The organism is Streptomyces sp. NPDC058246 (genome assembly GCF_042881985.1).
Taxonomy (GTDB): Bacteria; Actinomycetota; Actinomycetes; order Streptomycetales; family Streptomycetaceae; genus Streptomyces.
Map to the genome: position 1 here is coordinate 117,832 of NZ_JBHVWZ010000023.1, position 23,618 is coordinate 141,449.

Sequence of the window (23,618 nt, forward strand, 5' to 3'; positions counted from 1 at the left end):
TGCTGGGCGCATTGGGGGGCCGGGTCAGTTCACGGTTTCCGGGCGGAGCGCGGGCGTGGCCGTGAAGGCCCTCCACGACGCGCGTTCGACGACCAGGCGGCGCAGCGTGCGTAGCTGGCGGGGGGCGTTCCAGCCGAGTACGCCGACCACCCTCCCGTGGTGGCCGTAGGCGGCGGCGAACTGGCCGTCGACCGGGTCGCCGTGGACGATCCGCAGGTCCGCGTCGGGTGGGAAGATGCCGTACGCCTGGATTCTGGTGTCGTACTGGTCGGTCCAGAAGTAGGGCACGGAAGCGAACGGGGTGGCATCACCGAGCAGGTTGCCGGCTGCGGCCATGGCCTGTGCGGTGGCGTTCATCCGGTGTTCCAGCCGCATACGGGTGCCGAAGTGCGGGTTGGGCCAGGTGGCGACGTCGCCGGCGGCGTAGATACCGGGTCCGGCCTGGCACAACGCGTCGCACACCACACCGTCCCCCAGGCGCAGGCCCGAGCCGGTCAACCAGCCGGTCGCGGGGGCGGATCCGAGGGCCAGGACGACGGCGTCGGCCGACAGCGTGGTGCCGTCACCGAGTTCCACCCCGGTCACCCGGCCGCCTGCACCGCGTAGGCGGCGCACCGGTATCCCGCAGCGCAGGCGGGTGCCGTGGTCGCGGTGCAGGCCGGCGACGAGCGCGCCGATGCGGTCGCCGAACGGGCGACGCACCGGGACGGGCTCCGGCTCGACAACAGTCACCTCCAGGCCCATGGTCCGGGCCGCCGCGGCGACCTCGGTGCCCAGGAATCCGGCACCGACCACGACCACCCGGGCCCCGGTGAGCAGCGCGGCACGCAGGGCGAGAGCGTCGTCGAGCGTGCGCAGGACGTGGACCCCGGCCAGCTCGCTGTCGGGAAGGCGCCGGGGGGCCACGCCGGTAGCGATGACCAGACCGTCGAAGCCGATGCTCTCGCCGTCGCCCAGGCGTACCTGGCCGCCCTCCACGTCGAGGGCGGTGGCACGCTGTCCGAGCCTCAGGTCGGCCTCCAGCCGCGCCAGGTCCTGTGGGGAGCGCAGGGTGGCCCGTTCGGGCTCCCAGGCGCCGGTGAGGATCTGCTTGGACAGCGGCGGCCGGTCGTACGGCGGATGCTGCTCCTCGCCGATCAGGGTGAGGTCACCGCCCCAGCCTCTGCGGCGGAGGGTCTCGGCCGCGGTCAGGCCTGCGGCCGAGGCCCCGACGATGACGATCCGCTTCACTCCTTGTCCTCCTGCTCTTCCACCCAGATCGCCTGGGCCGGGCAGAGCGCGGCGGCCTGCCGGACGTCGTCCGCCAGGTCCTCGGGCGGGGTCTCGGTGAGCAGGACGACGATGCCGTCCTCCTCGCGCTGGTCGAACACCTCCGGTGTGGCCAGCACGCACTGGCCGGAGGCGACACACTTGTTCTGGTCGACGATCACCTTCATCGGATCCTCCTGTTCTGCGCGGCACTCGGCCGCGATCACATTCCGCGCGGCTCTCGGCCGCAATCACCTTCCGCGCCGCTCGGCCGCGATCACCACGTGACGGGCAGCTCGTAGACGCCGTAGACAGCCCCGTCGTGCTTGAACGGGATCGCGTCGAGATCTATCGCCGGCCGCAGGTTCGGGATGCGGCGGTAGAGGGTGCCGTAGACGACCTGCAGTTCCACCCGGGCCAGCGGCTGGCCCAGGCACTGGTGGACGCCGAAGCCGAAGGCCACGTGGTGGCGGGGGTTGCGGTCGACCTCGAGCCGGTCGGGGTCGGGGAAGGCGCCGGGGTCGCGGTCGCCGATGTCGTTGGCGAGGATGACGCCGTCGCCGGCGCGGATGGTCTGGCCGCCGATCTCGATGTCCTCCAAGGCCACGCGGCGCCGTCCGCTGTGCACGATCGTCAGGTAGCGCAGGAGTTCCTCGACCGCCGAGGCGATCAGCTTCGGATCGTCACTCTCGCGCAGCTGGGCCAGTTGGTCCGGGTGCTGTAGCAGGGCCAGGGTGCCCAGCGCGATCATGTTCGCCGTCGTCTCGTGCCCGGCGATCAGCAGCAGCATCCCCGTGGCGGCCGCTTCACGCCGGGAGAGTTCGCCGGCGCGGACCCGTTCGGCCAGCCTGGAGAGCAGGTCGTCTGCCGGGTGGGCGAGCTTGTCGCCGATTATCCCGTCCAGGTAGTCGCTCAGCCGCTGGCCGGCCGCCCGCGCCTGCTCACGCGTTGCGCTGCGCTTGACCAGCGTCCTGCTGTTGGCCTGGAAGAAGTCGTGGTCGGCATACGGGACGCCCAGCAGCTCACAGATCACCAGCGAGGGCACCGGCAACGCGAACGCCTGGACGAGGTCCACCGGCTTCGGTCCGGCGAGCATGGCGTCGATCAGGCCGTCGACGATCTTCTGGATCGCCGGCCGCAGCGCCTCCACGTGCTTGATGGAGAAGGCCGCGGTGGCCATCCGGCGCAGTCGGGCGTGCTCCGGATCGTCCATCGAGATGAAGGCCCGCGACCGCGCGCGGCGCTCCTTTTGGCCTGGGCCTTGATGGGGGTAGTGCGGGTGGGTGTCGTCCGAGCTGATCCGCGGATCGGCCAGCAGCATCCGTATGTCCTCATAGCGAGTGACCAGCCACGGGGTGCTGCCGTCCCATAGCCGCACCCGGCTGATCGGAACCTGGGCCTGCAGCGTGTAAAGGGCCGGCGGCGGGTCGAACGGGCAGCCGGCCGCCCGGGTCATGGGGTAGTCGGGTACCTCCGCCGACGGCGCATCGGTGCCGGGTGCCGAGATGGTGCTCATGGTTCTCCGCCCTCTCCGGAAATCTGAATATGGGGCAGGCGCCAGGACCGGGGCCCGGCACGCGAGAGGCGCGACGGGGCAGCGGAGCGGGTACTGCCTGCAGGAGGAGACACCGAAGAGCGCACCCCGGGGGGTTCAGGAGGCCGCACCGCCACGGGTGGTGCGGGAACGCGGAGCTTCCCGGAGCATGCGCCGGACGATGGGCAGGGCCCGGTGCATGGCCTCGCTCAACACCTGCACGTCCTGCTCGGGCAACGCGGCCAGCAGGCCGGCCACCCGGGCGTCGCCCTCCCGGCGGCGCTCGGCCAACAGCTCACGCCCGGCATCCGTGATGGCGACCAGGCGGACCCTCCCGTCTTCGGGATCGGCCACTCGCGATGCCAGGCTCTGCGCTTCCAGCCGCTGCACCAGCACGGTCATCGACGGCTGGGCGAGGCCCTCCGCCGCAGCCAGCGCGGTCAGCCGGACCGGGCCCTCCCGCTCCAGCCTGCCGAGCGTGGCGGCCGTGGTCAGACTCATGCTGCCCTGCCAGTTCGACAAGAGGTGCCAGATCATCCCGGTGGCCAGCTCGTGCAGCGCCGCCGCCACCTCCTGGGGACTCTCTTCAGGCGTCTCATCCATATGTCCATATATAGCACTCTCTATATAGACTGTCTATATAGAGAGTGCTATATATGGGTTTGGGACCCGTTAGGGGTTCTGGTCAGAACCAAGGCGCCACCGCGGCGCCGGAAGAAGGTGATCACTGTGACCTACGCCTACGCCCCAGCCCTCTCCGCGTCGCAGGCCGCCCCCTGGCCCCTACTGGCATCGGGCAGCGCCTGGCCCCTGGCGCACCGCCCGGAAGCCGCCGGAGAGGCTCGCAAGATCACGAAAGAGGTCCTCGCCCGGTGGGAGGTCGCCGAGGAAGCAGCCGACTCGGTGCTGCTGACCGTCTCCGAACTCGTCACCAACGCCGTGGAGCACGCTCAGCCCCCGCTGAACCTCGAACTGAGCCGCGACCCGGGCACCCGGCGCGTGCACATCGAAGTGTCCGACGGAGGCCCTGCCGCCACGGACGGCGACTGGGCGGCCGGCGGCACTCCCGACGAGCACGGCCGCGGGCTGGAGATCATCGACCAGCTCGCCTCCGCGCATGGCGACCACCAGGAGCCCGGACACTCCATCCACTGGGCCGACGTGAACGCACGCGACTGGCCGGACCCATGGCTTGTCGCCACGCCGAAGGCGCCGCTGCCCCACACCAGTCGGTGATCGGGAGGTGACCGCCGGACGCCACGGATGCGGCTTCTCGGTGGGGTCGGTCAAGGCAGGATCTCGACGTACCCGTCGGTTCCGTGCACGCGGATCCGCTGCCCGTCCCGGATCAGCCGGGTGGCCTGCTCCACGCCCACGACGGCCGGCAAGCCGTACTCCCGGGCGATCACTGCGCCATGGGTCATCAAGCCGCCCACCTCCGTCACCAGGCCCGCGATTCCGACGAACAGCGGCGACCAGCTGGGGTCCGTGTGGGCCGTGACCAGGATGTCGCCCGCCTCGAGATCGGCCTCCGCCATGTCGAGGATGACGCGGGCCCTCCCCTCGATGGTCCCGGCGGAAACGGGGAGGCCGATCAGGGCACCGGCCGGCACGTCGTCGCGCCGGTACGCCCCGGTGACGGCCTCACCGTCCGATGTGAGGACCCGCGGCGGTGTGAGTGCGTGGTACGACCGGAACGCGTCCTTGCGCTGCTGGATGAGCCGGTCATCCACCTGGTTCGAGCGCACGACGTGGTGCAGTTCCTGGAATGTGAGGTAGAAGATGTCCTCCTTCTCAGGAAGCACGCCTGCCTGCACGAGGCGCTCGGCCTCCTCCAGCAGGGCCTGCTTGTAGACGAAGTAGCGGCTGACGATGCCGTACTTCGGGTACTCCCGGTACCCGATGAAGGTTCTGACCTGGTCGATCATCCGCTTGGCCACGTCGGCTTTCTGGTCCCCGTCCGGCAGGGCCCGCAAGCGTGACAGCACGTCCTGTTCCTTCTTCTGCGCCTTCCGCCGCCCTTGCTCGAAGCGCCGCTCGGCGGCGCCCGGCTCGAAGTTCCTGACGTTGTCGAGGATCACGGGCACGAGCGTGGTGGGGCGCTCGCGCCAACGTGGCCTCGTGATGTCGATCTCGCCGACGCAGCGCATGCCGTAACGGTCGAGGTAGGCCTCGATGGCGTCGCGCGCCTCGGTCCCGCCCGCGAGCTTCGCCAGCTCGTCCAGGAAGCCCTCGTCCTCGACGCCCTGCAGGAAGGCGACCACCTCCGGATGCGGGCGGATCACGTCCGCGACGTCGAGCAGCGCCAGTCCCATCTCCGAGGTGACGTTGTCGGGGGCGGACAGTGTGAGCGTGTCAGCCGCGTTCTTCTCGCCCAGCCACTCCTGCAGATTGTCGTTGAGCCACCACGTGGCCTCCATCCCCGCCATGATCGCCTGCATGTTCAGCGGGTCACTGAGGACTCGCTTGTGCTCCTTGAAGGCCTCCAGCAGGAAGTCGAACAGCGCCGGTCCGGTCTTCGTCCGGATGTCGCGCTCCAAGGCGGCGACGGACACCTGGCTGCGCTCGATCAGCTCGGTGACGATGGCCGGATCGGGCTCGATCGGGGCAGGCGCACCGCCGGCCGGAGGCCCGCCGGGACCCGCGTCCGGGAGCGACGGGACGAAATCGTCGCGGTCGAGGACGGTCTCCAGCGCGTCTCTGACCAGCGGGTCGCCTCTCCCCACAAGGTCCAGGAGGCCGGCGCGGCTCGCGGGCGAGGCCAGGCGCCGGGTGACGTCGACGAACAGCCTCCCGCCGGCCTCGTGCATCGGCACCATGGCCGTCAGCTGCCACACGGAGAGCCCCAGGGGCTTCATCGGGTCGGTCATCATCTGCTGATGACCGACGGAGACGTAGACGTGATTCTCCTGGTCGCCGGCCTCGGGGATGGGGAACAGCGTCGTGATCGGCCGGCTCTGAACGATCTGGAAGGCGTCGTCGACCAGGCACCATTCGATGTCCTGCGGGCTGCCGAAGTGTGCTTCGATCCGCCGCCCGAGCCGCACGAGCCGCACCACCTGCGCATCCGTCAGCGCCGACTGCTCCTGGCGCTGCGAGTCGACCGCCACTTCCTGCGTCCCACCGGCCGGCAGGGCGTGAACGGCACGCAGTTTGGCGGCGATCGCCTTGGCGACGACCTCGCCGTGGCGCACCTTGAAGACGTCCGGGTTCACCAGGCCGGAGACCAGGGCCTCGCCGAGGCCGAAGCCGGCGTCCACGGTGGCGACCTGCCGGTTGCCCGTGACGGGGTCGGCCGTGAACAGGATGCCGGCCGCATGCGGGAAGACCATCTGCTGCACGACCACGGCCATGTGGACCGTACGGTGGTCGATGCCGTTCCGCTGACGGTAGGTCACGGCCCGCTCGGTGAACAGCGAGGCCCAGCACCGGCTGACGTGCTGGAGGATCGCCGCCTGCCCCACGACGTTCAAATACGTGTCCTGCTGGCCGGCGAAGGAGGCCGTCGGCAGGTCCTCTGCCGTCGCGCTGGATCGGACGGCGTAGGCGGCTTGCTCGCCGAGTTGGGCGAGTGCGCGGGTGATCGCCTCCGCGACGTCGCCGGGGACGGCGATCCCTTCGATGGTCCGGCGGATCTGCGCGCTGAGCGTGCGGATCGCCTCCCGGTCGTCCGGGTTCAGGCGCGACAGCTGATCGAGCCGATCGTCGATCGACGGCGCTTCCGCCATGGCCCGCCGGAAGGCGTCCGTCGTCACGCAGAAGCCGGCCGGCACGCGGATGCCTTCGATCCGCGACAGCCCGCCCAGGTGCGCGCCCTTGCCGCCGACGACCGCGACCTGCGTCGCGTCAACCTCTTGAAGATCCCACACGTACTGCTCGATCACCGCGATGCCTCCGAGGCAGTCGTGTCCCGTTGCACCGCACCGGCCGATCGGATCACCGGCGCCTCCAGCCCTGTCACACCTCGCATCAGGCACGTCCCCGTCTCTGGCTGCCCTCCCTGTGACGAGTCGGCCGGACGCTCCGCCCAGCCGGGCGGCGCGCACCCTCGCGCCGCCGCCCCGAGCGCTCGCGACCGCAACTCCGGTCCCACCGCTGGTTCGACGTCACCGCGTCCCCCATACGCCGACAACACACGCACGTCGTGCCCCCAATTCCGCAGGTTGTGGCCTCGGCCGACGATTCTGCGCCTCCACCCGGGCCTTGCCGCAAGCCCCCCAGTGCGCTATACGTTGAGAGTGGCAAGGAGAGAGATCTCCTTGCCGTTGCCTTTTGCGTCCGCTGCAACTGACCAGCTTCTCGCGAAGCGGTGGCGCGCGGCGTACGGGTAGGCGTTGTTGTCGGCCGGCACGCAAGCGAACGGCCCCACGCCATCCATGTCCGACACACTCGTCCTGGAACTCCTTGCTCCGCACCGACGATCCGACGGTGGTCCCGGTCACGGGCCCGGTCGGCACTGTCGTCTCGCTGGGCCCGGCCTGATCAGCACGGGTCGGGATCGGAGTGGCTTGTCCGGGCTGTGGCGGGTGTCGTCCCGCCGCAGCCCTCAGCCCAGCAACAACGACCTGGGCTGAGCGGAGAGCGCCTGGTCGAGCACCAGGGACGCCGCTCCCACCGCGGCCACGTTCTCGCCGAGCGTGGTGGCGGCCACCGTGGTCGGATGGGTCGCCCTGACGAAGGGCGAGCTGGCGACCATCGGTTCCACAGTGGTCAGGAGACGGTCGGCGAGCAACTGCCAGGTCGGACCGCCGAAGACGATGGTGTCGACGTCGAGGAGCGTCGCCGCCGCGCAGACGCCGCGACCGATGCGAATACCCAGGCGCTCGATGATGCCGTCCGCCTCTGTCTCTCCCCCGGCGGCCAACGTCGCCAGCCGCTTCAGACCGCGCTGCGCGTCGGCCGGGTCCCGCACTGTGTACTCGGCGCCGAGAACGCCCAGGGCGATGGCCTCGTCCACGAGGGTCCGGGTCGAGAAGGCCGCGCCGAGGCCGCCCACCTCACCCGCGTTTCCGGACACCCCTCGCAGCACCGTGTCCTCCACCACGAGCCCCATGCCGGACCCGGTGCCGAGGTAGAAGAAGAGCAGGTTGCGGCTGTCGGTGGCCGCACCGGCCCACCGTTCGGCGACGACGGCGGCCGTGACGTCCTTGTCGAGCAGTGCCGGGAACCCGGTCGCCTCGCTGAGCCGGTCACGCAGCGGATAGCGGCCCCAGCCGTGCAGTTCGGGCGGTTCGACGACCCATCCGGCCGCCGCGTCGATGGGCCCCGGCGCGGCGATGCCCAGGCCCAGGACGCGCATCGCGTCCACACCGGACTCGGCCACCAGGGCGGAAACCGACGCCGCCATGTCCGCGACGGTCCCGTCGGTGTCCCCGCCGCTCGGGGTCCGCGTGCTGCGCTGTCCCACGACCGTGCCGAGCAGGTCCACCAGGACGCAGGTGATGACCGCCGGATCCAGGTGGACGCCGACGGCGTACCGGGACGTGGGGACGATCTCCAGGAGCGTGCGGGGCTTCCCGGTGCCCGTGTGGTGCTTGCCCGATTCACGAGCCACGCCCTGGTCGATCAGGCGCCGCGTGATGTTCGAAACGGTCTGCGCGGACAGACCGGTGGCCTGCGCGAGTTCCACCCGGCTCAGACCCCCGCGCTGGCGGCGGATGGCGTCGAGGATCACGGACTCGTTGAAGTCCCCCATGCGTGGCAGGTTGGTGCCGCGCCGGATGGCGACCTTCTCGGTCTGCGCCTGCTCGCTCTTCGCCATCTTCGTCGTCAATGTCCCTCCCCGCCGCCTCGGCGGCTTCAGATCGATGGAATCGTACGATGCGTGGCGGCCGGTGTGCCGGGACGTGCCCGCGCTGCCTCACCCGTCCGCCACGGGACGTCAGTTGGCCGCGCCGCTCGCCCGCCGAAGACGCAGCGTCCGGATCTGGAAGGGCCGCAGCCGCAGTTCGACGGTTGCGTCGTCCAAACCCTGGGAAAGCTCCCGCTCCGGGCGCTCCAGGAGGTCGCAGTCATGTACCGCGGTGAGCGGGAAGCCCGCCGTCAGGCGCGCGGTGACCGCTCCGCCGCACGCCTCGTACAACCGCACCACGACGTCGCCGCTGCGGTCGTCGGCGAGCTTCACGGACTCCACGACCACGTCCTGGGTGTCGAGCGCGACCAAGGGGCGGGTCTGCCCTGGGGCGGGGCGCAGAGGCAGGTTGAGCGCGTATCCCCCGGCGATCGCTTCCTCGATGCGGGCGCCGGCGAGCAGCGCGTAGCTGAAGCGGTGGTGTCCCCGGTCGGCCTGCGGGTCGGGGCTGTGCGGTGAGCGCAGCAGGGAGAGCCGGACCGTGGTGGTGGTTCCGCCGTCCTCCCGGGTGTCGCGGCGGATGTCGTGGCCGTACGTGGAGTCGCCCAGCAGGGCCGCACCCCAGTGCCGTTCCCCGACGTGCACCCAACGGTGCGCCCACAGCTCGAAGCGGGCCGCGTCCCAGCTGGTGTTCTCGTGCGTGGGGCGCTGGACGTGCCCGAACTGGATCTCGGCGCTCTCCCGTTCCGCGTGCACGTCGAGCGGCCAGGCCGCCTTCAGTACGGTGTCGCGCTCCTGCCAGTCGATGTCGCTGCGGACGGTCACCTGGCGGGATTCGGCGGCGAGCTCGATGTGCTGGACGAAGCGGGACGCGCCGTGGGTGCGCTCGACCCGCACCGAGGCGAGCAGCGGCCCTTCGTCGACGAGGGTCACCGCGTCGGCCTCGGCGAGGTCGCACACCGTGTCGCGGTAATACGTGTCGATGTTCCACGCCGACCACAGATTCGGGTCGTCGGGGTGGAGCTGCAGAAGGTTGCCGACGGTGCCGGGCGCGATGGTCTCGCGCTGCGCCGTGTGGTCGTACACGGAGGTGATCAATCCCCGGCGGTCCACGACGACGGTGACGACTCCGTTGTCGAGGACGAAGCCGCCGTCCTCGGCCGCGGCCGTCACCTCACCCCGGTGGGCGCCGACCGCAACGCCGGATGAGAGGGCGTCGGCCTCGGCGAGCACGGCGGTGCGGCCGTCCGCCAGACGCTGCGCCCCAGAGAAGTCCGCATCCTCGACCACTGCGACCTCGCGCCGCGCGTACGGGCCTGCGTTCAGCAGCGCCGGACGGCCGGGGAAGTGGCCGGTCGCCTCGGCGACGAGCGCCTCCAGTTCGGCGTGGATCGCGCCGTACTCGCGCTCGGCCTGCTCGTGCACCCAGGCGATGGAGGAGCCGGGAAGGATGTCGTGGAACTGGTTGAGCAGGACTCGGCGCCACAGCGATTCAAGCGCCTCGTACGGGTAGGCGGCCCCGGCGCGTACCGCGGCTGTGGCCGCCCACAGCTCCGCCTCGCGCAGCAGTGCCTCGCTGCGCCGGTTGCCACGCTTGGTGCGGGCCTGGCTGGTGTAGGTGCCGCGATGATTCTCCAGGTACAACTCGCCTCGCCACACGGGCAGTTGGTCCCGTTCAGCGCGGGCAGCCGCGAAGAACGCGTCCGGCGTCTCGAGCACGACCTTCGGCGAGCCCTCCAGGTTGCGCAGCCGGCGGGCCTTCTCCAGCATGGAGCGGCTTGGGCCGCCACCGCCGTCGCCGTAGCCGAACGGGACGAGGGAGCGGGTGGCCACGCCCTTGTCCGCGAAGTTGTCCTCGGCATGTGCGAGTTCGGCAGCCGTCAGGGACGCGGTGTAGCTGTCGACGGGCGGAAAGTGGGTGAAGATGCGCGAGCCGTCGATGCCTTCCCAGTCGAAGGTGTGGTGCGGCAGCTTGTTCGTCTCGTTCCATGAGAGCTTCTGCGTGAGGAACCATTCGGCGCCCGCAAGTTTGGCGAGCTGCGGGTAGTTGGCGTTGTAGCCGAACGAGTCGGGCAGCCACACCCCCTTCTGCTCGACGCCGAACTCCTCCTCGAAGAAGCGCCGCCCGTACACGAGTTGGCGGGCAAGCGCCTCGCCGCCGGGCAGGTTGCCGTCGGCCTCGACCCACATCCCGCCGACGGGGACCCAGTTTCCGTCGGCCGCCGCCTTCTTCATCCGGGCGAAGATCTCCGGCCGCTGCTCCTTCATCCAGGCGTACTGCTGCGCGGAGGAGCAGGCGAAGACCAGTTCGGGGTACTCCTGGGCGAGCACGGTCATGTTGGTGAAGGTGCGTGCGCACTTGCGTACGGTCTCGCGCACCGGCCACAACCACGCCGAGTCGATGTGCGCGTGACCGACGGCGGCGACCGTGTGGACGGAGGCATGGGCGGGCCGGGACAGCACGTCGGTGAGACACCTACGTGCCTGCGCTGCCGAGTGGGCCACATCGGCGGGGTCGACGACGTCGGCGGCGCGGCGGAGCGCGTAGAGGATCTCGTGACGCCGGGTGGAGCCGAGCGGCAGCTCGTGCATCAGCTCGTCGAGCACCTCGATGTCGTGGATGAGGTGCCATACGTCGTCGTCGCGCACGGCGATCTCGGCCTGCTTGAGACGGTAGAGATGCTCGGTGCCCGCCGTCTCGCGTGAGCCGTGGTGAATGTGCAGGGCGGCGCTGGCCACGATCGGCGGGTTGGCGGCAAGCTCGACGAGCAGGCCCACGGGGTCGCCGCCGGTCGCGGACTCGGCCAGCAACACGCTGCGGTTGTACGGGTGCAGGCCCTGCATCGGCGCGCCGTCGGCGTCGTGCACGAGGCCCTCGGCCTGTCCTCCGGGCCCCTTGGTGAGGTCGAAATCGAGGTCGAAGACGGCCTCGACGCGGCGCCCGGCCCACTCCTGCGGTATCCGACCGGTCGCCCGCAGCCAGGTCGTCGCCCAGGGGCCGCCCCACGTGGAGCCGAGCGCGAAGGGCTCATAGGGCGCGCTCAACGCGTCGGCCACAGGGACCGGTTCGCCCTGGACGAACCAGGCGCTCAGCTGGAGCGGGCATACGGCGCCGTAGAGGGCGGGACGGATCACCCCGTCGAGCACCTTGCGGATCCGGGCCTCGATGATCCGGCGGTCGTCATGCACGGCGGATGTCCTTCCAAGGGTCGTACGCGTCATTGTCGGGCGCGGGCACGTGGATGCTGTCGCGGGCCGCGCCCGGCCAGACGACGTCGGCGACGAGAGTGGCGCCCTCGGTCCGGGTGGTGACGTGGGGCAGAGCGGGGTCGGCGCCGCCGAGATGGATCAGGGCGACGTGGAGGGTGCCGTACGCGACGGATCCTTCGGTCGACACGACGGGGGTGGCGGAGCCGGCGCCGAGTGCGTTGCTGTCGTGTGCGAACGCCACTACGGAATGCGCCAGTTGACCGACGCCCAGGGCCACCGAGACCAGCCCGCCGGCGCCTTCCACGCGAGCCGTGCCGCCTTCCGAGCTGCCGAACGCCGTGCCCGGATCGACCGGCAGCGCCCAGCCGCCGATGCGCAGAACATGGCCGCCGGTGTCGTCGCCGTCGGCGGGGTCGACTCGGACGGCGCGTACCTCCACAGAGCCGCGCAGGGCGGAGCCGACGGTGATCCAGGGGCCGAGGGTATAGGGGGCGTCGGGGCCACCGAACACATCCCAGGTCGCGTCCTTGAGCCAGTGCGCCCGGCTGCGCGAGACGGCCGTGGTCTCCCCCAGGGACAGTCTGGTCGTGGGGCGCCGGTGGGAGGCGCGGCCCGTGGCGTCGAGCAGCACCACCGCGTTGTCGACCGGGTCGGCGTCGGCGCTGCCGCCGGCCACCGTCGGGTCACCGGAGGTCTCGGGCGCGGTGTGCGTGGAGTACGCGAAGCGGGCGTAGCAGGGGTCGTCGGCGTGCGGCCTGGCCGGGTCGGCGTGGTCGCCTCCGTGGTTGACGACGCGAACGACGCCGTCGGCCGCAGTGCCGGAGACAAGCCAGCCGGGCCCCTTCAGAGACCGAGCGAAGTCCGCTTGTTCCACGGCTAGTTGAGCAGTCGGCTCGGTCCACACCGGGTGGTCCTTCGGCAGCGCGAGGCCGATGAAGCCCTTGCTCGCCCAGTACGGTGACGCGGGTCCCGAGTAGCCCTGCAGGATGCCGCGGAACGGCCGGTGCCAGCCGAGAGTCAGCAGGCCGTCGGCGTCGGTCACGCCGTGCGCGGTGAAGTGGTCGAGCATGCGGTTCGCGAGCGCCCGCGTCTCCCCCGGCGCGAGCGGCGTGGCGTCGAAGAGGGCGCCGGTCCACACGGGCGCCAGGGCGGCGTGCCGGTAGGTGAGTGAGCGGCCCTGGATCAGCGGTGAGCCGTTGGCGCCGACCAGCAGCCGCTGGTCCTCGAGGAATCGGCGCAGCCTGCCCCGGTAGCGGTCCAGCAGTCCGCGCGGTGCGGCTGCGCCCAGGATGCGGCAGAACCACAGCGGGTACAGGTGCATCGCCCAGCCGTTGTAGTGGTCGAAGTTGCGATGTTCAGCGCCGGTCAGTCCGTCGGAATACCAGCCGTCGCCCGCGTACCAGCCGTCGGTCAGAGCAATGACCCGGTCGAGGTCCTGCTGACGCCAACTGCCGCCCACCGTGCGGGCGAAGGCCTCGGTGACACCCTGGAACCAGATCCAGTTGTTGCCGGGCATCGGGTCGGCGACCATCGGGGCGAGCCAGTCGAGGACGTTCTGCTTGACCCGGTCGTCGAGGCCGTCCCAGATCCACGGCCGGGTCTCGTGCAGCGCGAGCGCGATCGAGGCGGCCTCGACCTTGGCTTGGTTGGACTCGGCGAAGGTGGGCCAGCGCCCGGGGTTCGCCGGGTCCGTACCGGCGGTGAGACCGGCCGCGTACCAACCCGCGAGATCGTGCGGATCGGCGCCGCCGGATCCGGCGAGACGGAACGCGGCCAGCAGGAACGTACGGGCGAACCCTTCGAGGCCGTCGCTGTGCACACCGTTGTGGCTCGGCACACCCGGCAGGTTGATCAGGGCGTGGTCCTCGGCCGCGAACGGACGTACGGCGAGGAGCAGTTGGTCCGCGTACCGCTCCCAGTGGGCGCGGTCCTCGGCGGGCGTTCGGTTCATGAGTTGCGGATCTCCCAGGCCTGTTCGAACTCTCGGCGGATCTGGTCGCCGGCCTCCTTGCGCCAGTTCTTCATCGCGGCGTCCCACTCCTTGAGCGGCAGGCGGCCCTGCATGATGCCCTTGCGGGTGTCGTCGAGGAGCGTGCCGAAGAGCTTGGATTTCTTGGAGTCGGTCGGCGAGTACAGCGGCTCTGCGGGGTTGGGGATGAGCTGCTTGACGGCGGCCTTCTGGAACTCGTACTGCTCGGGGACGATGTCGGGCTTGGCCGGGTAGTACAGCGTGAACGGCGCGTCCGTCGCGAAGATCGTCGGCAGTGTGTTCTGCCGCCTGCGCCAGACCTGTTCTGCACCCACTTCTTGGTCCGTTCACTGACCAGGCTGTTGAGTGCGAGCGCGAGCAGGATCGGCGCCGGGAAGACGAACACGACCTGGACCAGGGTCAGTTCGAGGGTGTTGATCAGCGCGTGCACGAATTGGTCGTCGCCGTTGAACAGGACGTCGAAGTTGTCCAGGCCGTTCCACGGGCTGTGCAGGATGCCGATGTACGGCTGGTAGTCCTGGAAGGCGATGACGTTGCCGAGCAGTGGGATGTAGTGGAAGAGGAGCAGTACCACGAGTCCTGGTATCAGGAACCAGAACAGCGCCATGTCGCGGCGTCGCCGAGGACGCAGGCGACGTGGACGGCCCTTGTCCGCGCGCCCTGCGTCCTGGTCCGGGCGCGCGGCGCGTTGCTGGAGTGTGGTCATGGGGTGCGGCCCTTTCACCGGGAGAGCGTCGTCTTCGGCGGCCCCGGGTTGGCAGGGATGTCGTCAGGCCAGCCGGGGCAGTGCGTCGCGGGTGACTTCGCCGAGCAGCGGTTCGCCCGTGAGCCACCGCTCGACCTCGTTGACCGCGTATTCTCCGAGCCGGCGGGTCTCGCTGCCCTGCGCGCCCGCGATGTGTGGCGTGAGCAGGACGTTGGGCAGCGTCACCAGGGGGTGGTCGGGTGGCAGCGGTTCGGGTTCCGTGACGTCGAGGTATGCATCCAGTCGGCCGGAGGTGCACTCGGCAGTCAGCGCCTCGGTGTCGACGAGGGCGCCGCGCGCGGTGTTGATGAGTGCTCCCCCGTCGGGAATTCGCGCGAGCAGGGCGGCGTCGAGCAATCCCACCGTCTCCGGCAGGAGCGGGGCGTGCACGCTGACGACTGTGGACCGGCGGCACAGTTCGGCGAGTTCGACGCATTCGGCGCCGAGGACGGCCGCCTCGTCGTCCGTCACGTACGGGTCGTGGAGCAGGATCCGGTAGCCCGCGTCTGTGCGGCGCAGTGCGGCCATGACACGGCGGCCGACGCGCGAGGCGCCGATGATGCCCACGGTCAGCCGGTCGCCGCCCCTGCGCGCATCGGACGGCGGCCAGCGGTCGGCGTAGCGGGCGGCCATGCCCAGGGTGCGTCGCGCGGCCAGCGTGATCAGTGCGACGGTGTACGAGGCGACGGGCACAGCGTTGGCGTCGGCGGCCGACGAGACAACGATGTCACGGTCCCAGAGAGCCTCGCTCACCAGTGACTTGACGGTTCCGGCGGCGTGCGCGACGAACTGCAGGCGCGACGCCGCCGCCAACACGTCGCCCGTCAGAGGAGGGCATCCCCAGCCACTGATGAGGATCTCGGCGTCGGCGAGCGCGGCCTTCAGATCAGTTGCCGCGTCGCTCGGCGCGGGGGCCGGGGCGAGCCGTACGAGGCTGTCGAGCCGTGCCCGTAGATCGGGCGGGAAGACGAGCCCGGCGACCTCGGGGCTCAGGACGCATACCGCCGTGGGACGGTCGGGGCGCGCCGAGGGTTCGGTCATGGCGGAACTCCTCTTTCCGGGTACATGGGCACGGGGGCGGCCGTGCCCATGCGGTTCGTCAGCTGCGCGGCAGGCGCAGGGTGACCATCTGGAACGGACGCAGGGCGAGAGCGAGCCCGTCACCGGTCTGGGCCGGCGGCTCGGCGTCGGCGAGCGGACGCTCCAACAGGTCGGTCAGCACGGCATGTTCGGCGGCGAAGCCGTCGATGCGAACGGTGGCGCGGGCCCGGCCGCCATGTGCCTCGTAGAGGCGTACCACCAGGTCGCCGCTGCGGTCGTCGGCGAGCTTCACGGCGCTGACCACGACGGCGTCGTTGTCGACGTCCACCAGGGGGGCGACGGCTTTGACGCTGCCGGTGACCGTGCGTTCCGGCAGGTTGGCCCGGTAGCCCTCCCTTACGGCGACCCCGATGGTGGCTCCCGGCACGAGTGCGTGGTGGAAGCGGTGCACGCCCTGATCGGTCTCCGGGTCCGGGTAGCGGGGCGCGCGCAGCATTGACGCACGCACCGTGGTCGTATCGGATGTGCGGGTCACATCGTGTCCGTAGGTCGCGTCGTTGACCACGGCGACGCCCCAGCCGGGCTCGTCGACGTGCACGAAGCGGTGGTTGCAGGCCTCGAACTTGGCCCACTCCCAACTGGTGTTCTGATGCGTGGGACGGTATGCGTGGCCGAACTGGGTCTCGGAGGCGTACCGGTCGGCCTTCACGTCCAGCGGGAAGGCGAGCTTGAGGAACTTCTCCGTCTCGTGCCAGTCGACCTCGGTGTCGATGTCGAGGCGCTTGGTGTCCGCCGGCACCGACAGATGCTGCACGACCCGGGATTCGCCGAAGGTCCGCTCGACGCGTACGGATCCGCCCTCGACCCGTAGATCGGCCACCTCGGTGAGGTCGCTGCCGACATTGCGGTAGAAGGCGTCGACGTCCCAGGCGTCCCACTGGTTGGGGAAGTCGGGGTGCAGCTGGAGCAGGCCCGCGGCCCGCCCTGGTGCGACAGCCTCCCGGTCTGCGGTGCGGTCGTATGCGGAGACGACCAGTCCTCGCTCGTCGATCTCGACCCGCAGCAGACCGTTGTCGAGGAGGTAGCCGCCGCCTTCGCGGGCGGCAGGCACCACTCCGCTGCCGTCGGCGGCAGCGGCCGATGCGCCGCACGCCGGCACTGAACGCCGGTTGTGCGGCGCCGAGTTGAACACGAGCTCGCTGCCGCCGGAGGGATCACCGGCGAGTGCCCGCTGGGCTCCCGCGATGATGTCCTCCAGGTCCTTCGCGAGCCGCGCGTACGTCTCGCGCGCCTCGCGGTGCACCCAGGCGATTGACGAACCCGGCAGGATGTCGTGGAACTGGTGCAGCAGCACCGTCTTCCAGATCCGGTCCAACTCTTCGTACGGATAAGGGAATTCGGTACGTGCGGCGGCGGTCGCCGCCCACAGCTCGGCCTCGGTGAGCAGTGACTCGCTGCGCCGGTTACCTCGCTTGGTCTGCGCCTGGCTGGTGAGGGTGGCGCGGTGCAGTTCGAGGTACAGCTCGCCGACCCACACGGGCGGATTCGGGTACTCGGCCTCGGCCTTGCCGAAGAACTCCTTCGGCGTCTCCCACTCCACGCTTGCCGCGCCCTGCAGGCTGCGCATCCTGGACGCCTTGGCGACCATCTCGCGCGTGGCGCCGCCTCCGCCGTCGCCGTATCCCGTCGGCGCGAGCGAGCGGGTGGCGGCACCCTTCTCCTTGAAGTTCCTGGCCGCATGGGCAATCTGACGACCGGTCATCTCGCAGTTGTAGGAGTCGACGGGCGGGAAGTGGGTGAAGATCCGGGTGCCGTCGATGCCCTCCCAGTTGAAGGTGTGGTGCGGGAAGTTGTTGGTCTTGCTCCAGGAGATCTTCTGTGTCAGCAGCCGGGTGGAACCCGCGGCCTTGATGATCTGCGGCAGGCCCGCCGCGAACCCGAAGGTGTCGGGCAGCCAGGCCTCGTCGTTCTCGATGCCGAACTCTTCGAGGAAGAACCGCTTGCCGTACACGAACTGCCGGGCCATCGCCTCCGAGCCCGGCATGTTGGTGTCCGACTCCACCCACATCCCGCCGGTGGGTACGAACCGGCCGTCAGCGACCGCCTTCTTGACCCGGGCGTACACCTCGGGCCGGTGTTCCTTGATCCAGGCGAACTGCTGCGCCTGCGACATGGCGAACACGAACTCCGCTTCCTCTTCGAGGAGTTGCGTCATGTTCGACGTCGTACGGGCAACTTTGCGGACCGTCTCGCGCAGCGGCCACAGCCACGCGGAGTCGATGTGCGCGTGGCCGACGGCGCTGATGCGGTGCGCAGAGGTCTCCGCGGGCGCCGACAGCACGCCGGCCAGCTCGGAACGGGCTGCTGCCGCTGTGCCGTTCACGTCCTGCAGGTCGACGGCGTCCAGGGCGCGGTCGACCGCGCGCAGGATCTCCCAGCGGCGCGCCCCGTCGACGGGCAGCTCGGCCATCAGCTCGCCGAGCACCTCCAGGTCCATGACCAGGTTCCACACCGTCTCGTCGAAGACAGCGAGACGCATCTCGCCGAGCACGTACTGGGGCGCGTTGCCGGCGGTGGCCTTGTCGCCCATGGGCGTCGGCTGGAACGGTACGCCGCTCGCGTCCAGGTCCGGATTGGACGCGGCTTCGATCCGCCAGTGCACCTGCTCCCCGCCCGCGGCGGGCGCGCCCACCCGGACGTAGTTGTTGCGCGGGTGGAGTCCCTTGACCGGGGTGCCGTCGGGCCCGTACACGAGGCCCTCGCACTGGAAGCCGGGTGTGCGCGGGGTGAAGCCGAGATCGAGGACGGCCTCGACGGTGCGGCCCGCCCACTCGACGGGAACGGCGCCGGTCACCTTGAACCAGCTCGTCCCCCACGGCGCCCCCCAGGGGGTGCCGGCGGCGATGGGACTCGTCGGCGCCGCGAGCCCCTCGGCCACGGACACGGGTTCGCCGTCGGTGGACCAGATCTCCACGGCCAGCGGAGTGGTGACGGGATGGACGGCCGGCCGGATGCGTTCCCTCAGGACGCGTTCCAGACGTGCCTCGACCAGCTTCCGGTCGTCGTGCATGAGAACGGCTCTCCTGTCGCTACGAGCGGGTGGGGCGGCGGGCAGGACGACGTTCAGTGACCATCCACCGGGGCGGGGCGCTCGCAGGTACTGGTCACGGGAAGGGCGCGGTCCTGCTTTGCCGCGTCCATGAGGGTCAGCATCACGTCGAGGACGTGCGCGGCCAGTTCGGCCGAGGCGCGGTGCGGGCGATCCGCCGCCAGCGCGTCGGCCAGATCCGCGAGGCCCACGCCACGGCCGCCGTCCCGGTAGCCGGCGGACACCGGCAGGAGGTGCCAGTCGTCGCCGCGGTGGATCTCGACGGTGCCGTCGAAGCCGTTCGGGTCGGGCACCGACAGCGAGGCCTCGGTGCCGTGCACCTCGATGCGGGGCAGCCGCGCGGCCTTGATGTCGAAGCTCATGACGAGGGTGGACAGGGCGCCGTCCGCATGTTCCAGGACGCCGGTGACGTGCGTGTCGATCTCGACGGGGAAGGTGTGTCCGGCGCGCGGTCCGCTGCCGATGACCCGTTCGGTACGCGGCCGGGAGGACGCGCCGGTCACCTTCACCACGGGACCGAGCAGATGGACCAGGGCGGAGAGGTAGTAGGGGCCCATGTCGAGGAGCGGGCCGCCGCCGGGCTGGTAGTAGAACTCGGGGTCCGGGTGCCACTTCTCGTGGCCTGCGGTCGTCATGAAGGCCGTCGCCGCGACGGGGCGGCCGATCAGCCCGTCGTCAACTGCCTTGCGCGCGGTCTGCGTCCCGGTGCCCAGCACCGTGTCGGGGGCCGAGCCGACCCGCAGCCCCGCGGTGGCCGCCGCCTCCAGGACGGCGCCGGCCTCCTTGCGGTTGGCCGCGAGCGGCTTCTCGCCGTACACGTGCTTGCCCGCGGCCAGCGCGGCGAGGGCGACCTCGGCGTGCGCGGCCGGGATCGTGAGGTTGAGGACCGCGTCCACGTCGTCACGGGCCACGAGATCCGCGACCGAGTCCACGACGCCCACCTGCGGTCCGACCTGTTCGGCGACGGCCTGCGCCCGGCCACGGTCCAGGTCCGTGACAGCGGTCAGCCGCACGGAGGTCAGCTTCTCCAGCGTCGACAGATAGGCACCGCTGATCTTGCCCGCGCCCACGATCCCGATGTTCAGCGGCTGGCCCACAGCAGGCCCCTCTCGGTCAGCACCCGCACCTGGGGCACGTCGAAGTCGTCGGGCTTGTGCCCGACGGTCGAGACGAAGACCCGGCCCGCGCCCCAGGTCCGCGTCCACACGGCAGGCATCACCGCGGGCCGGTCGTGCACGTCGTCGGCCGGGAAGGTCGTGGTGGCCAGGACGTCGATGTGCGGGTCGGTCAGGACCCAGTACTGCTCGCTGTGGATCGCGAAGTCGTCCAGCCCGGCGATGACCGGGTGCTCGGCGTGCTCGGGCGAGAGTTGGTAGGTGTGGTCGTGGAAACCGGGTGGGTGCATCACGAACTTGCCGCCTGTCAGCAGGTGGTAGCCGTGGTCGTGGAAGCTGTCGACGATGCCGCCGTGCCAGCCCGCCAGGCCGGTCCCGGCGCGCACGGCGGCCGCGAGGTTGTCGCACTGTCCACGGGTGATGGTGCCCATCGTCCAGCACTGCACGATCAGATCGGTGGCGGCCAGGCGCTCCGCGTCCTCGTACACCGCAAGGTCCTCGGAGGTGTCGACGGTGAAGCCCTGCTCCTTCAGGAACGGCACGAAGCTGTCGCTGATCGTCACGGGCTCATGCCCGTCCCAACCGCCACGGACGACAAGGGCCCGCCGAGTATCGCTGGTCAAGGTGGTTGCACACTCCCATCGGCGCCGCGTGCGGAACGCGACGGTCGGAGGTCAGGGAACAAGGAGCCCAACAGATCGCTACGAAGGCAGGTGTTGCCGCTGGCCGAGCAGTCTGCGGAACTGGGTGCATGGCGAACCTACGAACCACCACCCCCTTTGTCAATACGATTGACGAACCCCGGAGAAGCCTGTGCCTCCGGCGGTCCTGCGTCACCCGGCGGCAACCCGGAACCGCGTTCGAGCCCGCGTCCACGGTTGCCGTGGAACGCGGGCTCTAACGCGCGCCGCATCGCGCCTCGACCGGGCCGGGTACCTCCGGTTCGGCCGATCGCTAACGTCGGGCCGCTCAGCCGGAGATGGTGAACGTGCTCGGTGAGTCGTTCCGTGTCGCCGCCTTGCCCGGGAGCAGATTCACGATCTTGTTGCCCGCGAACGCCCCCGTGCCGGTGACCCCCGAAGCGACCCAGACACCCTGCTCGGCCGGGCCGTCGATGGTGTTGTTCGTCAGCGTCACGTTCACCCGCGTACGGTCGATGTACAGACCTGCGCGCAGCGCCCCACGCATCACGTTGTCGGTCATGGTGACGTTCGTGTACGCGTCCGGGTACCGCGACGTACTGGCCGGCGAGCTGATCCGCACGCCGTGCCGTACCCCGTTCCAGCCGCCACCACCGATCAGGACGTTCCCGCTGACGGTCGCGGACTCCAACGGGTGGCCCGTGTCACCGAACACCCCGATGTCCAGTGCACTGTTCGACGAGACGCCGTTGACCAGGTTGTTCTTCATCTCGACGTTCTTGCCGCCCGCGATGCGCAGGCCGTTGGCCCACCACGGTGCGACCGCCGTGTTGTTGAGGATCTTCGCGCCGGTCACCTGTCCGTTGGTACCGGCGGCACCGGCATCGGAGTACACCGCGAACGAGTCGTCGCCGGTGTTGCGGGCGAAGTTGTTCTGCACCGTGATGTTCTCGCCGAGCTTGTCCGGGTTCGGCGTGTTGCCGTTGTTGATGTTGAACCCGTCGCCGTAGCCGTCCGACGTGCGGCTGTCGCGGACCACGCCGTTGCTGCCCGACAGCCAGTTGGCGTCGGTGTGCCGGGTCCAGATCCGCTCGACCGTCCAGCCGCCGGCGCCGCTCGCGTTGATGCCGTAGTCCGCCCCGCCGCTACCGCCGACTCCGCGCCAGATGGCGTTGGTGTCGATCTGGAGGTCCCGCAGGGTCGTGTGCGAGCCCACCAGGATCTGCGAGCGCTGGGAGGCAGGCAGCGGAACCTTGCGGTACAGGGTGGTGTACCACATGCCCGCGCCCTGCACCGTCACCCCCGTGAAGTTCAGCGGCTTGGCCGAAGTCAGGCTGTTCGTCAGGAACTTGCCCGAGGGTATCCAGACCGACTTGCCCTGGCTGCGAGCGGCGTCCACCGTGCTCTGGATGGCGGCTGTGGAGTCCTTCCCGCCGTTCGGGTCCGCCCCGTAGTCGACCACCGAGAGGGAACCGGCCGGCTGAGTGCGCGCCGGCCCGACGTTCTCCAGATCGACGGAGTCGATGTCATAGGCGGCGGCCGTGTTCGCGGAGTCCTTGCGGAGCGTGAGGGTGCTGCCCGCGGGGATCGGGGCGCCGGTGACCCGGACCGGAAAGTCGTTGTAGAAGCGGTAGGCGGATCCGCCGGCGTTCGGGTCGTCCGGGTTGGTGCTCGCGTTGCGGTAGTTCCACGCCTGCTTCGAACTCAGGGTGATCGCCTGCCGGTACGTGCCGTTCACGTACAGGTCCAGCGTCGCGTCGATGCCGCCGCCGCCCAGTGCGTCAGGGATCGAGGCACGCACGACCAGCGTGTTGGCGCTCTTGCCGGAACTGTTGGTCAGCGCCACCGAGTCTCCCGCGCTCCTCAGCTCGACCAGCCCGTACCCGGAGGCCTCGGTCTCCAAGGAGGCCGCTGTGGGAGCCGGGTCGCCCGGCTTGATCGAGCGGACACGGGCGCCGCCGCCGAGTGTTCCGGCCTCGGCCTCCACCGTGGTGAAGGGCGTCGTCGCACCGGCGGCTGCCACCGTGGCGCGGGCGCCCGTGACCGTTGCCGCGTGCCCCTGGGCGGAGACGGCAAGAGCGGTGAACGAGCCGGCGGCCAGGGACGCGACGCCACAGAGCCAGATCGAGGCTCGCCGGAGTCTTCTTCGGTGCATCTTTCACCTCTTGCAGGAGTGGGCGAGGCGGCGCTGGGCATCAGTTCGTCCATCAAATCGATGCAACGACGCCCGGAGAGCTGGGTGGTAGCGATGGCGTGACTCCGCGCCTGCCTACGAAATCACTTCGGCAGTGTCCCAACTACCTGCAGGGACAGAAGCCTTGAGGTCAGCGGTAGGGGCAGGCGGTACACCAGGTGAACGTAGGAAGCTCTGCCACCCATTGTCAACATGCCGTACTAACCTGGTTGCCTGCCGCCCCGCGGGACCCGGGCCGTCCGTCCGGGCCTCCTCAAAGATCTTGCCCAGTTTCTGTTACCGCGACCGAGCCGCGGCCCCCTCCCCGTACATGAGCACATCCCGCACGGCTTCAGGCGTCAACCTACTTACTTTCCATTCTCTGCCATTCTCGACGACGATCCCGAATTTACCGTCGCAGTACGTCGATTGACAGAAAAATGTCAGCTGCATCCATTGACGCCGGACACCCGAATGGATTTGCTGACTGCTGAAAAATTCCTTCCACTCCCCCACGCTTCGGAGGAATCGCATGCCCATCAGGAGGCGCCGCATGATCGGCGGTGCGCTCGCCGCGGCCGCCGGTCTCACCACCGCGGCCGGCCTGAGCCGGGTCGGCACAGCGGAGGCGGATGCGGCTTCGGCACCCGCATCGAGCGGTCCCGGCGACGTCGTGACGGCGAGGGGCCAACACGCGACGGCATGGCGCGGAAGGGCGCCATGCGGCCGAGGCAAACGGCCGGAAGTTCTACATCATGTACGACGTCACCGGCTGGACGTCCATGCAGTCCCAGATCAAGCAGGATTGGACGGACAAAATGAAGGCGCACACCGCGTCCAGCGCTTACGCGATGCAGAACGGAAAGCCGGTCGTGTGCATTTGGGGCTTCGGCTTCAATGATTCGGCATGATCTCCCCCTGGATAGTGAGCGTTTTCCAACCTCACGCTGATGCGTGGTGAAGGACGACTACTGCCTTCACGACGTTGGTAATGCGGTTGGTGCTGCAGCGGAGTTTCCGC

At 70.0% G+C, this 23,618-nt stretch carries 16 protein-coding genes; 2 read left to right on the forward strand and 14 right to left on the reverse strand.

What is annotated here, in order from left to right; translation table 11 throughout:
* Positions 1-24 precede the first annotated feature (24 nt).
* The 4 genes from ACFVXA_RS28565 to ACFVXA_RS28580 form a co-directional block, all read right to left on the reverse strand.
* Positions 25-1,230, reverse strand: coding sequence for an NAD(P)/FAD-dependent oxidoreductase (locus ACFVXA_RS28565; protein ID WP_390027400.1), 1,206 nt, complete (start codon positions 1,228-1,230; stop codon positions 25-27).
* The gene (locus ACFVXA_RS28570) at positions 1,227-1,436 is read right to left on the reverse strand and encodes a ferredoxin (protein WP_362022737.1); all 210 of its coding nucleotides are present in this window, start codon (positions 1,434-1,436) and stop codon (positions 1,227-1,229) included. The genes ACFVXA_RS28565 and ACFVXA_RS28570 overlap by 4 nt, the downstream gene beginning before the upstream one ends.
* An 89-nt stretch (positions 1,437-1,525) precedes the next feature.
* On the reverse strand, positions 1,526-2,764 hold the full coding sequence (locus ACFVXA_RS28575; RefSeq protein ID WP_362022735.1) for a cytochrome P450: 1,239 nt from the start codon (positions 2,762-2,764) through the stop codon (positions 1,526-1,528).
* 135 nt (positions 2,765-2,899) lie between these two features.
* Positions 2,900-3,385 (reverse strand): MarR family winged helix-turn-helix transcriptional regulator, encoded by a 486-nt coding sequence (locus ACFVXA_RS28580; protein WP_362022732.1) that lies wholly within the window; start codon positions 3,383-3,385, stop codon positions 2,900-2,902.
* Between the two features lie 126 nt (positions 3,386-3,511).
* Between ACFVXA_RS28580 and ACFVXA_RS28585 the strand changes: the two genes are divergently transcribed.
* On the forward strand, positions 3,512-4,018 hold the full coding sequence (locus tag ACFVXA_RS28585) for an ATP-binding protein (protein ID WP_390027403.1): 507 nt from the start codon (positions 3,512-3,514) through the stop codon (positions 4,016-4,018).
* Positions 4,019-4,068: 50 nt separating this feature from the next.
* On the opposite strand, the gene rph is transcribed toward ACFVXA_RS28585, so the two are convergent.
* From rph to ACFVXA_RS28635, 10 genes are all read right to left on the reverse strand, one after another.
* Positions 4,069-6,666, reverse strand: coding sequence for a rifamycin-inactivating phosphotransferase (gene rph / locus ACFVXA_RS28590; protein WP_390027406.1), 2,598 nt, complete (start codon positions 6,664-6,666; stop codon positions 4,069-4,071).
* A 662-nt stretch (positions 6,667-7,328) separates the two neighbouring features.
* A complete protein-coding gene (locus tag ACFVXA_RS28595; protein ID WP_362022929.1) occupies positions 7,329-8,477 on the reverse strand; it encodes an ROK family transcriptional regulator in 1,149 nt (382 codons plus the stop codon).
* A 186-nt stretch (positions 8,478-8,663) separates the two neighbouring features.
* Positions 8,664-11,762, reverse strand: a complete 3,099-nt coding sequence (locus tag ACFVXA_RS28600) for an alpha-mannosidase (RefSeq protein ID WP_390027409.1) — start codon at positions 11,760-11,762, stop codon at positions 8,664-8,666.
* Positions 11,755-13,734, reverse strand: coding sequence for a DUF2264 domain-containing protein (locus ACFVXA_RS28605; protein WP_390027412.1), 1,980 nt, complete (start codon positions 13,732-13,734; stop codon positions 11,755-11,757). Before ACFVXA_RS28605 ends, ACFVXA_RS28600 begins: the two co-directional genes overlap by 8 nt.
* Positions 13,731-14,087: a hypothetical protein gene (locus tag ACFVXA_RS28610; protein WP_362022718.1), complete on the reverse strand. Its 357-nt coding sequence runs from the start codon at positions 14,085-14,087 to the stop codon at positions 13,731-13,733. Before ACFVXA_RS28610 ends, ACFVXA_RS28605 begins: the two co-directional genes overlap by 4 nt.
* Before the next feature lie 455 nt (positions 14,088-14,542).
* Positions 14,543-15,559, reverse strand: coding sequence for a hydroxyacid dehydrogenase (locus tag ACFVXA_RS28615; RefSeq protein WP_384021121.1), 1,017 nt, complete (start codon positions 15,557-15,559; stop codon positions 14,543-14,545).
* Positions 15,560-15,617: 58 nt separating this feature from the next.
* Positions 15,618-18,629, reverse strand: coding sequence for an alpha-mannosidase (locus ACFVXA_RS28620; protein ID WP_390027415.1), 3,012 nt, complete (start codon positions 18,627-18,629; stop codon positions 15,618-15,620).
* Between the two features lie 53 nt (positions 18,630-18,682).
* Positions 18,683-19,765: a Gfo/Idh/MocA family protein gene (locus ACFVXA_RS28625; RefSeq protein ID WP_390027417.1), complete on the reverse strand. Its 1,083-nt coding sequence runs from the start codon at positions 19,763-19,765 to the stop codon at positions 18,683-18,685.
* Positions 19,750-20,406, reverse strand: coding sequence for a ThuA domain-containing protein (locus ACFVXA_RS28630; protein ID WP_383901378.1), 657 nt, complete (start codon positions 20,404-20,406; stop codon positions 19,750-19,752). Before ACFVXA_RS28630 ends, ACFVXA_RS28625 begins: the two co-directional genes overlap by 16 nt.
* Before the next feature lie 346 nt (positions 20,407-20,752).
* Positions 20,753-22,579 (reverse strand): glycosyl hydrolase family 28-related protein, encoded by a 1,827-nt coding sequence (locus ACFVXA_RS28635; RefSeq protein ID WP_389464022.1) that lies wholly within the window; start codon positions 22,577-22,579, stop codon positions 20,753-20,755.
* Positions 22,580-23,352: 773 nt separating this feature from the next.
* On the opposite strand from ACFVXA_RS28635, the gene ACFVXA_RS28640 reads away from it, so the two are divergent.
* Complete coding sequence (locus ACFVXA_RS28640; protein WP_390027420.1) at positions 23,353-23,508, forward strand: hypothetical protein; 156 nt, start codon at positions 23,353-23,355, stop codon at positions 23,506-23,508.
* The last annotated feature ends 110 nt before the right edge of the window (positions 23,509-23,618 follow it).

Coding starts and splice junctions, on each gene's coding strand:
- ACFVXA_RS28570 (WP_362022737.1), bottom strand. CDS start 1,436: ATGAAGGTGATCGTCGACCAGAACAAGTGTGTCGCCTCCGGCCAGTGC.
- ACFVXA_RS28575 (WP_362022735.1), bottom strand. CDS start 2,764: ATGAGCACCATCTCGGCACCCGGCACCGATGCGCCGTCGGCGGAGGTA.
- ACFVXA_RS28580 (WP_362022732.1), bottom strand. CDS start 3,385: ATGGATGAGACGCCTGAAGAGAGTCCCCAGGAGGTGGCGGCGGCGCTG.
- ACFVXA_RS28595 (WP_362022929.1), bottom strand. CDS start 8,477: ATGGGGGACTTCAACGAGTCCGTGATCCTCGACGCCATCCGCCGCCAG.
- ACFVXA_RS28605 (WP_390027412.1), bottom strand. CDS start 13,734: ATGAACCGAACGCCCGCCGAGGACCGCGCCCACTGGGAGCGGTACGCG.
- ACFVXA_RS28615 (WP_384021121.1), bottom strand. CDS start 15,559: ATGACCGAACCCTCGGCGCGCCCCGACCGTCCCACGGCGGTATGCGTC.
- ACFVXA_RS28620 (WP_390027415.1), bottom strand. CDS start 18,629: ATGCACGACGACCGGAAGCTGGTCGAGGCACGTCTGGAACGCGTCCTG.
- ACFVXA_RS28635 (WP_389464022.1), bottom strand. CDS start 22,579: ATGCACCGAAGAAGACTCCGGCGAGCCTCGATCTGGCTCTGTGGCGTC.
- ACFVXA_RS28640 (WP_390027420.1), top strand. CDS start 23,353: ATGTACGACGTCACCGGCTGGACGTCCATGCAGTCCCAGATCAAGCAG.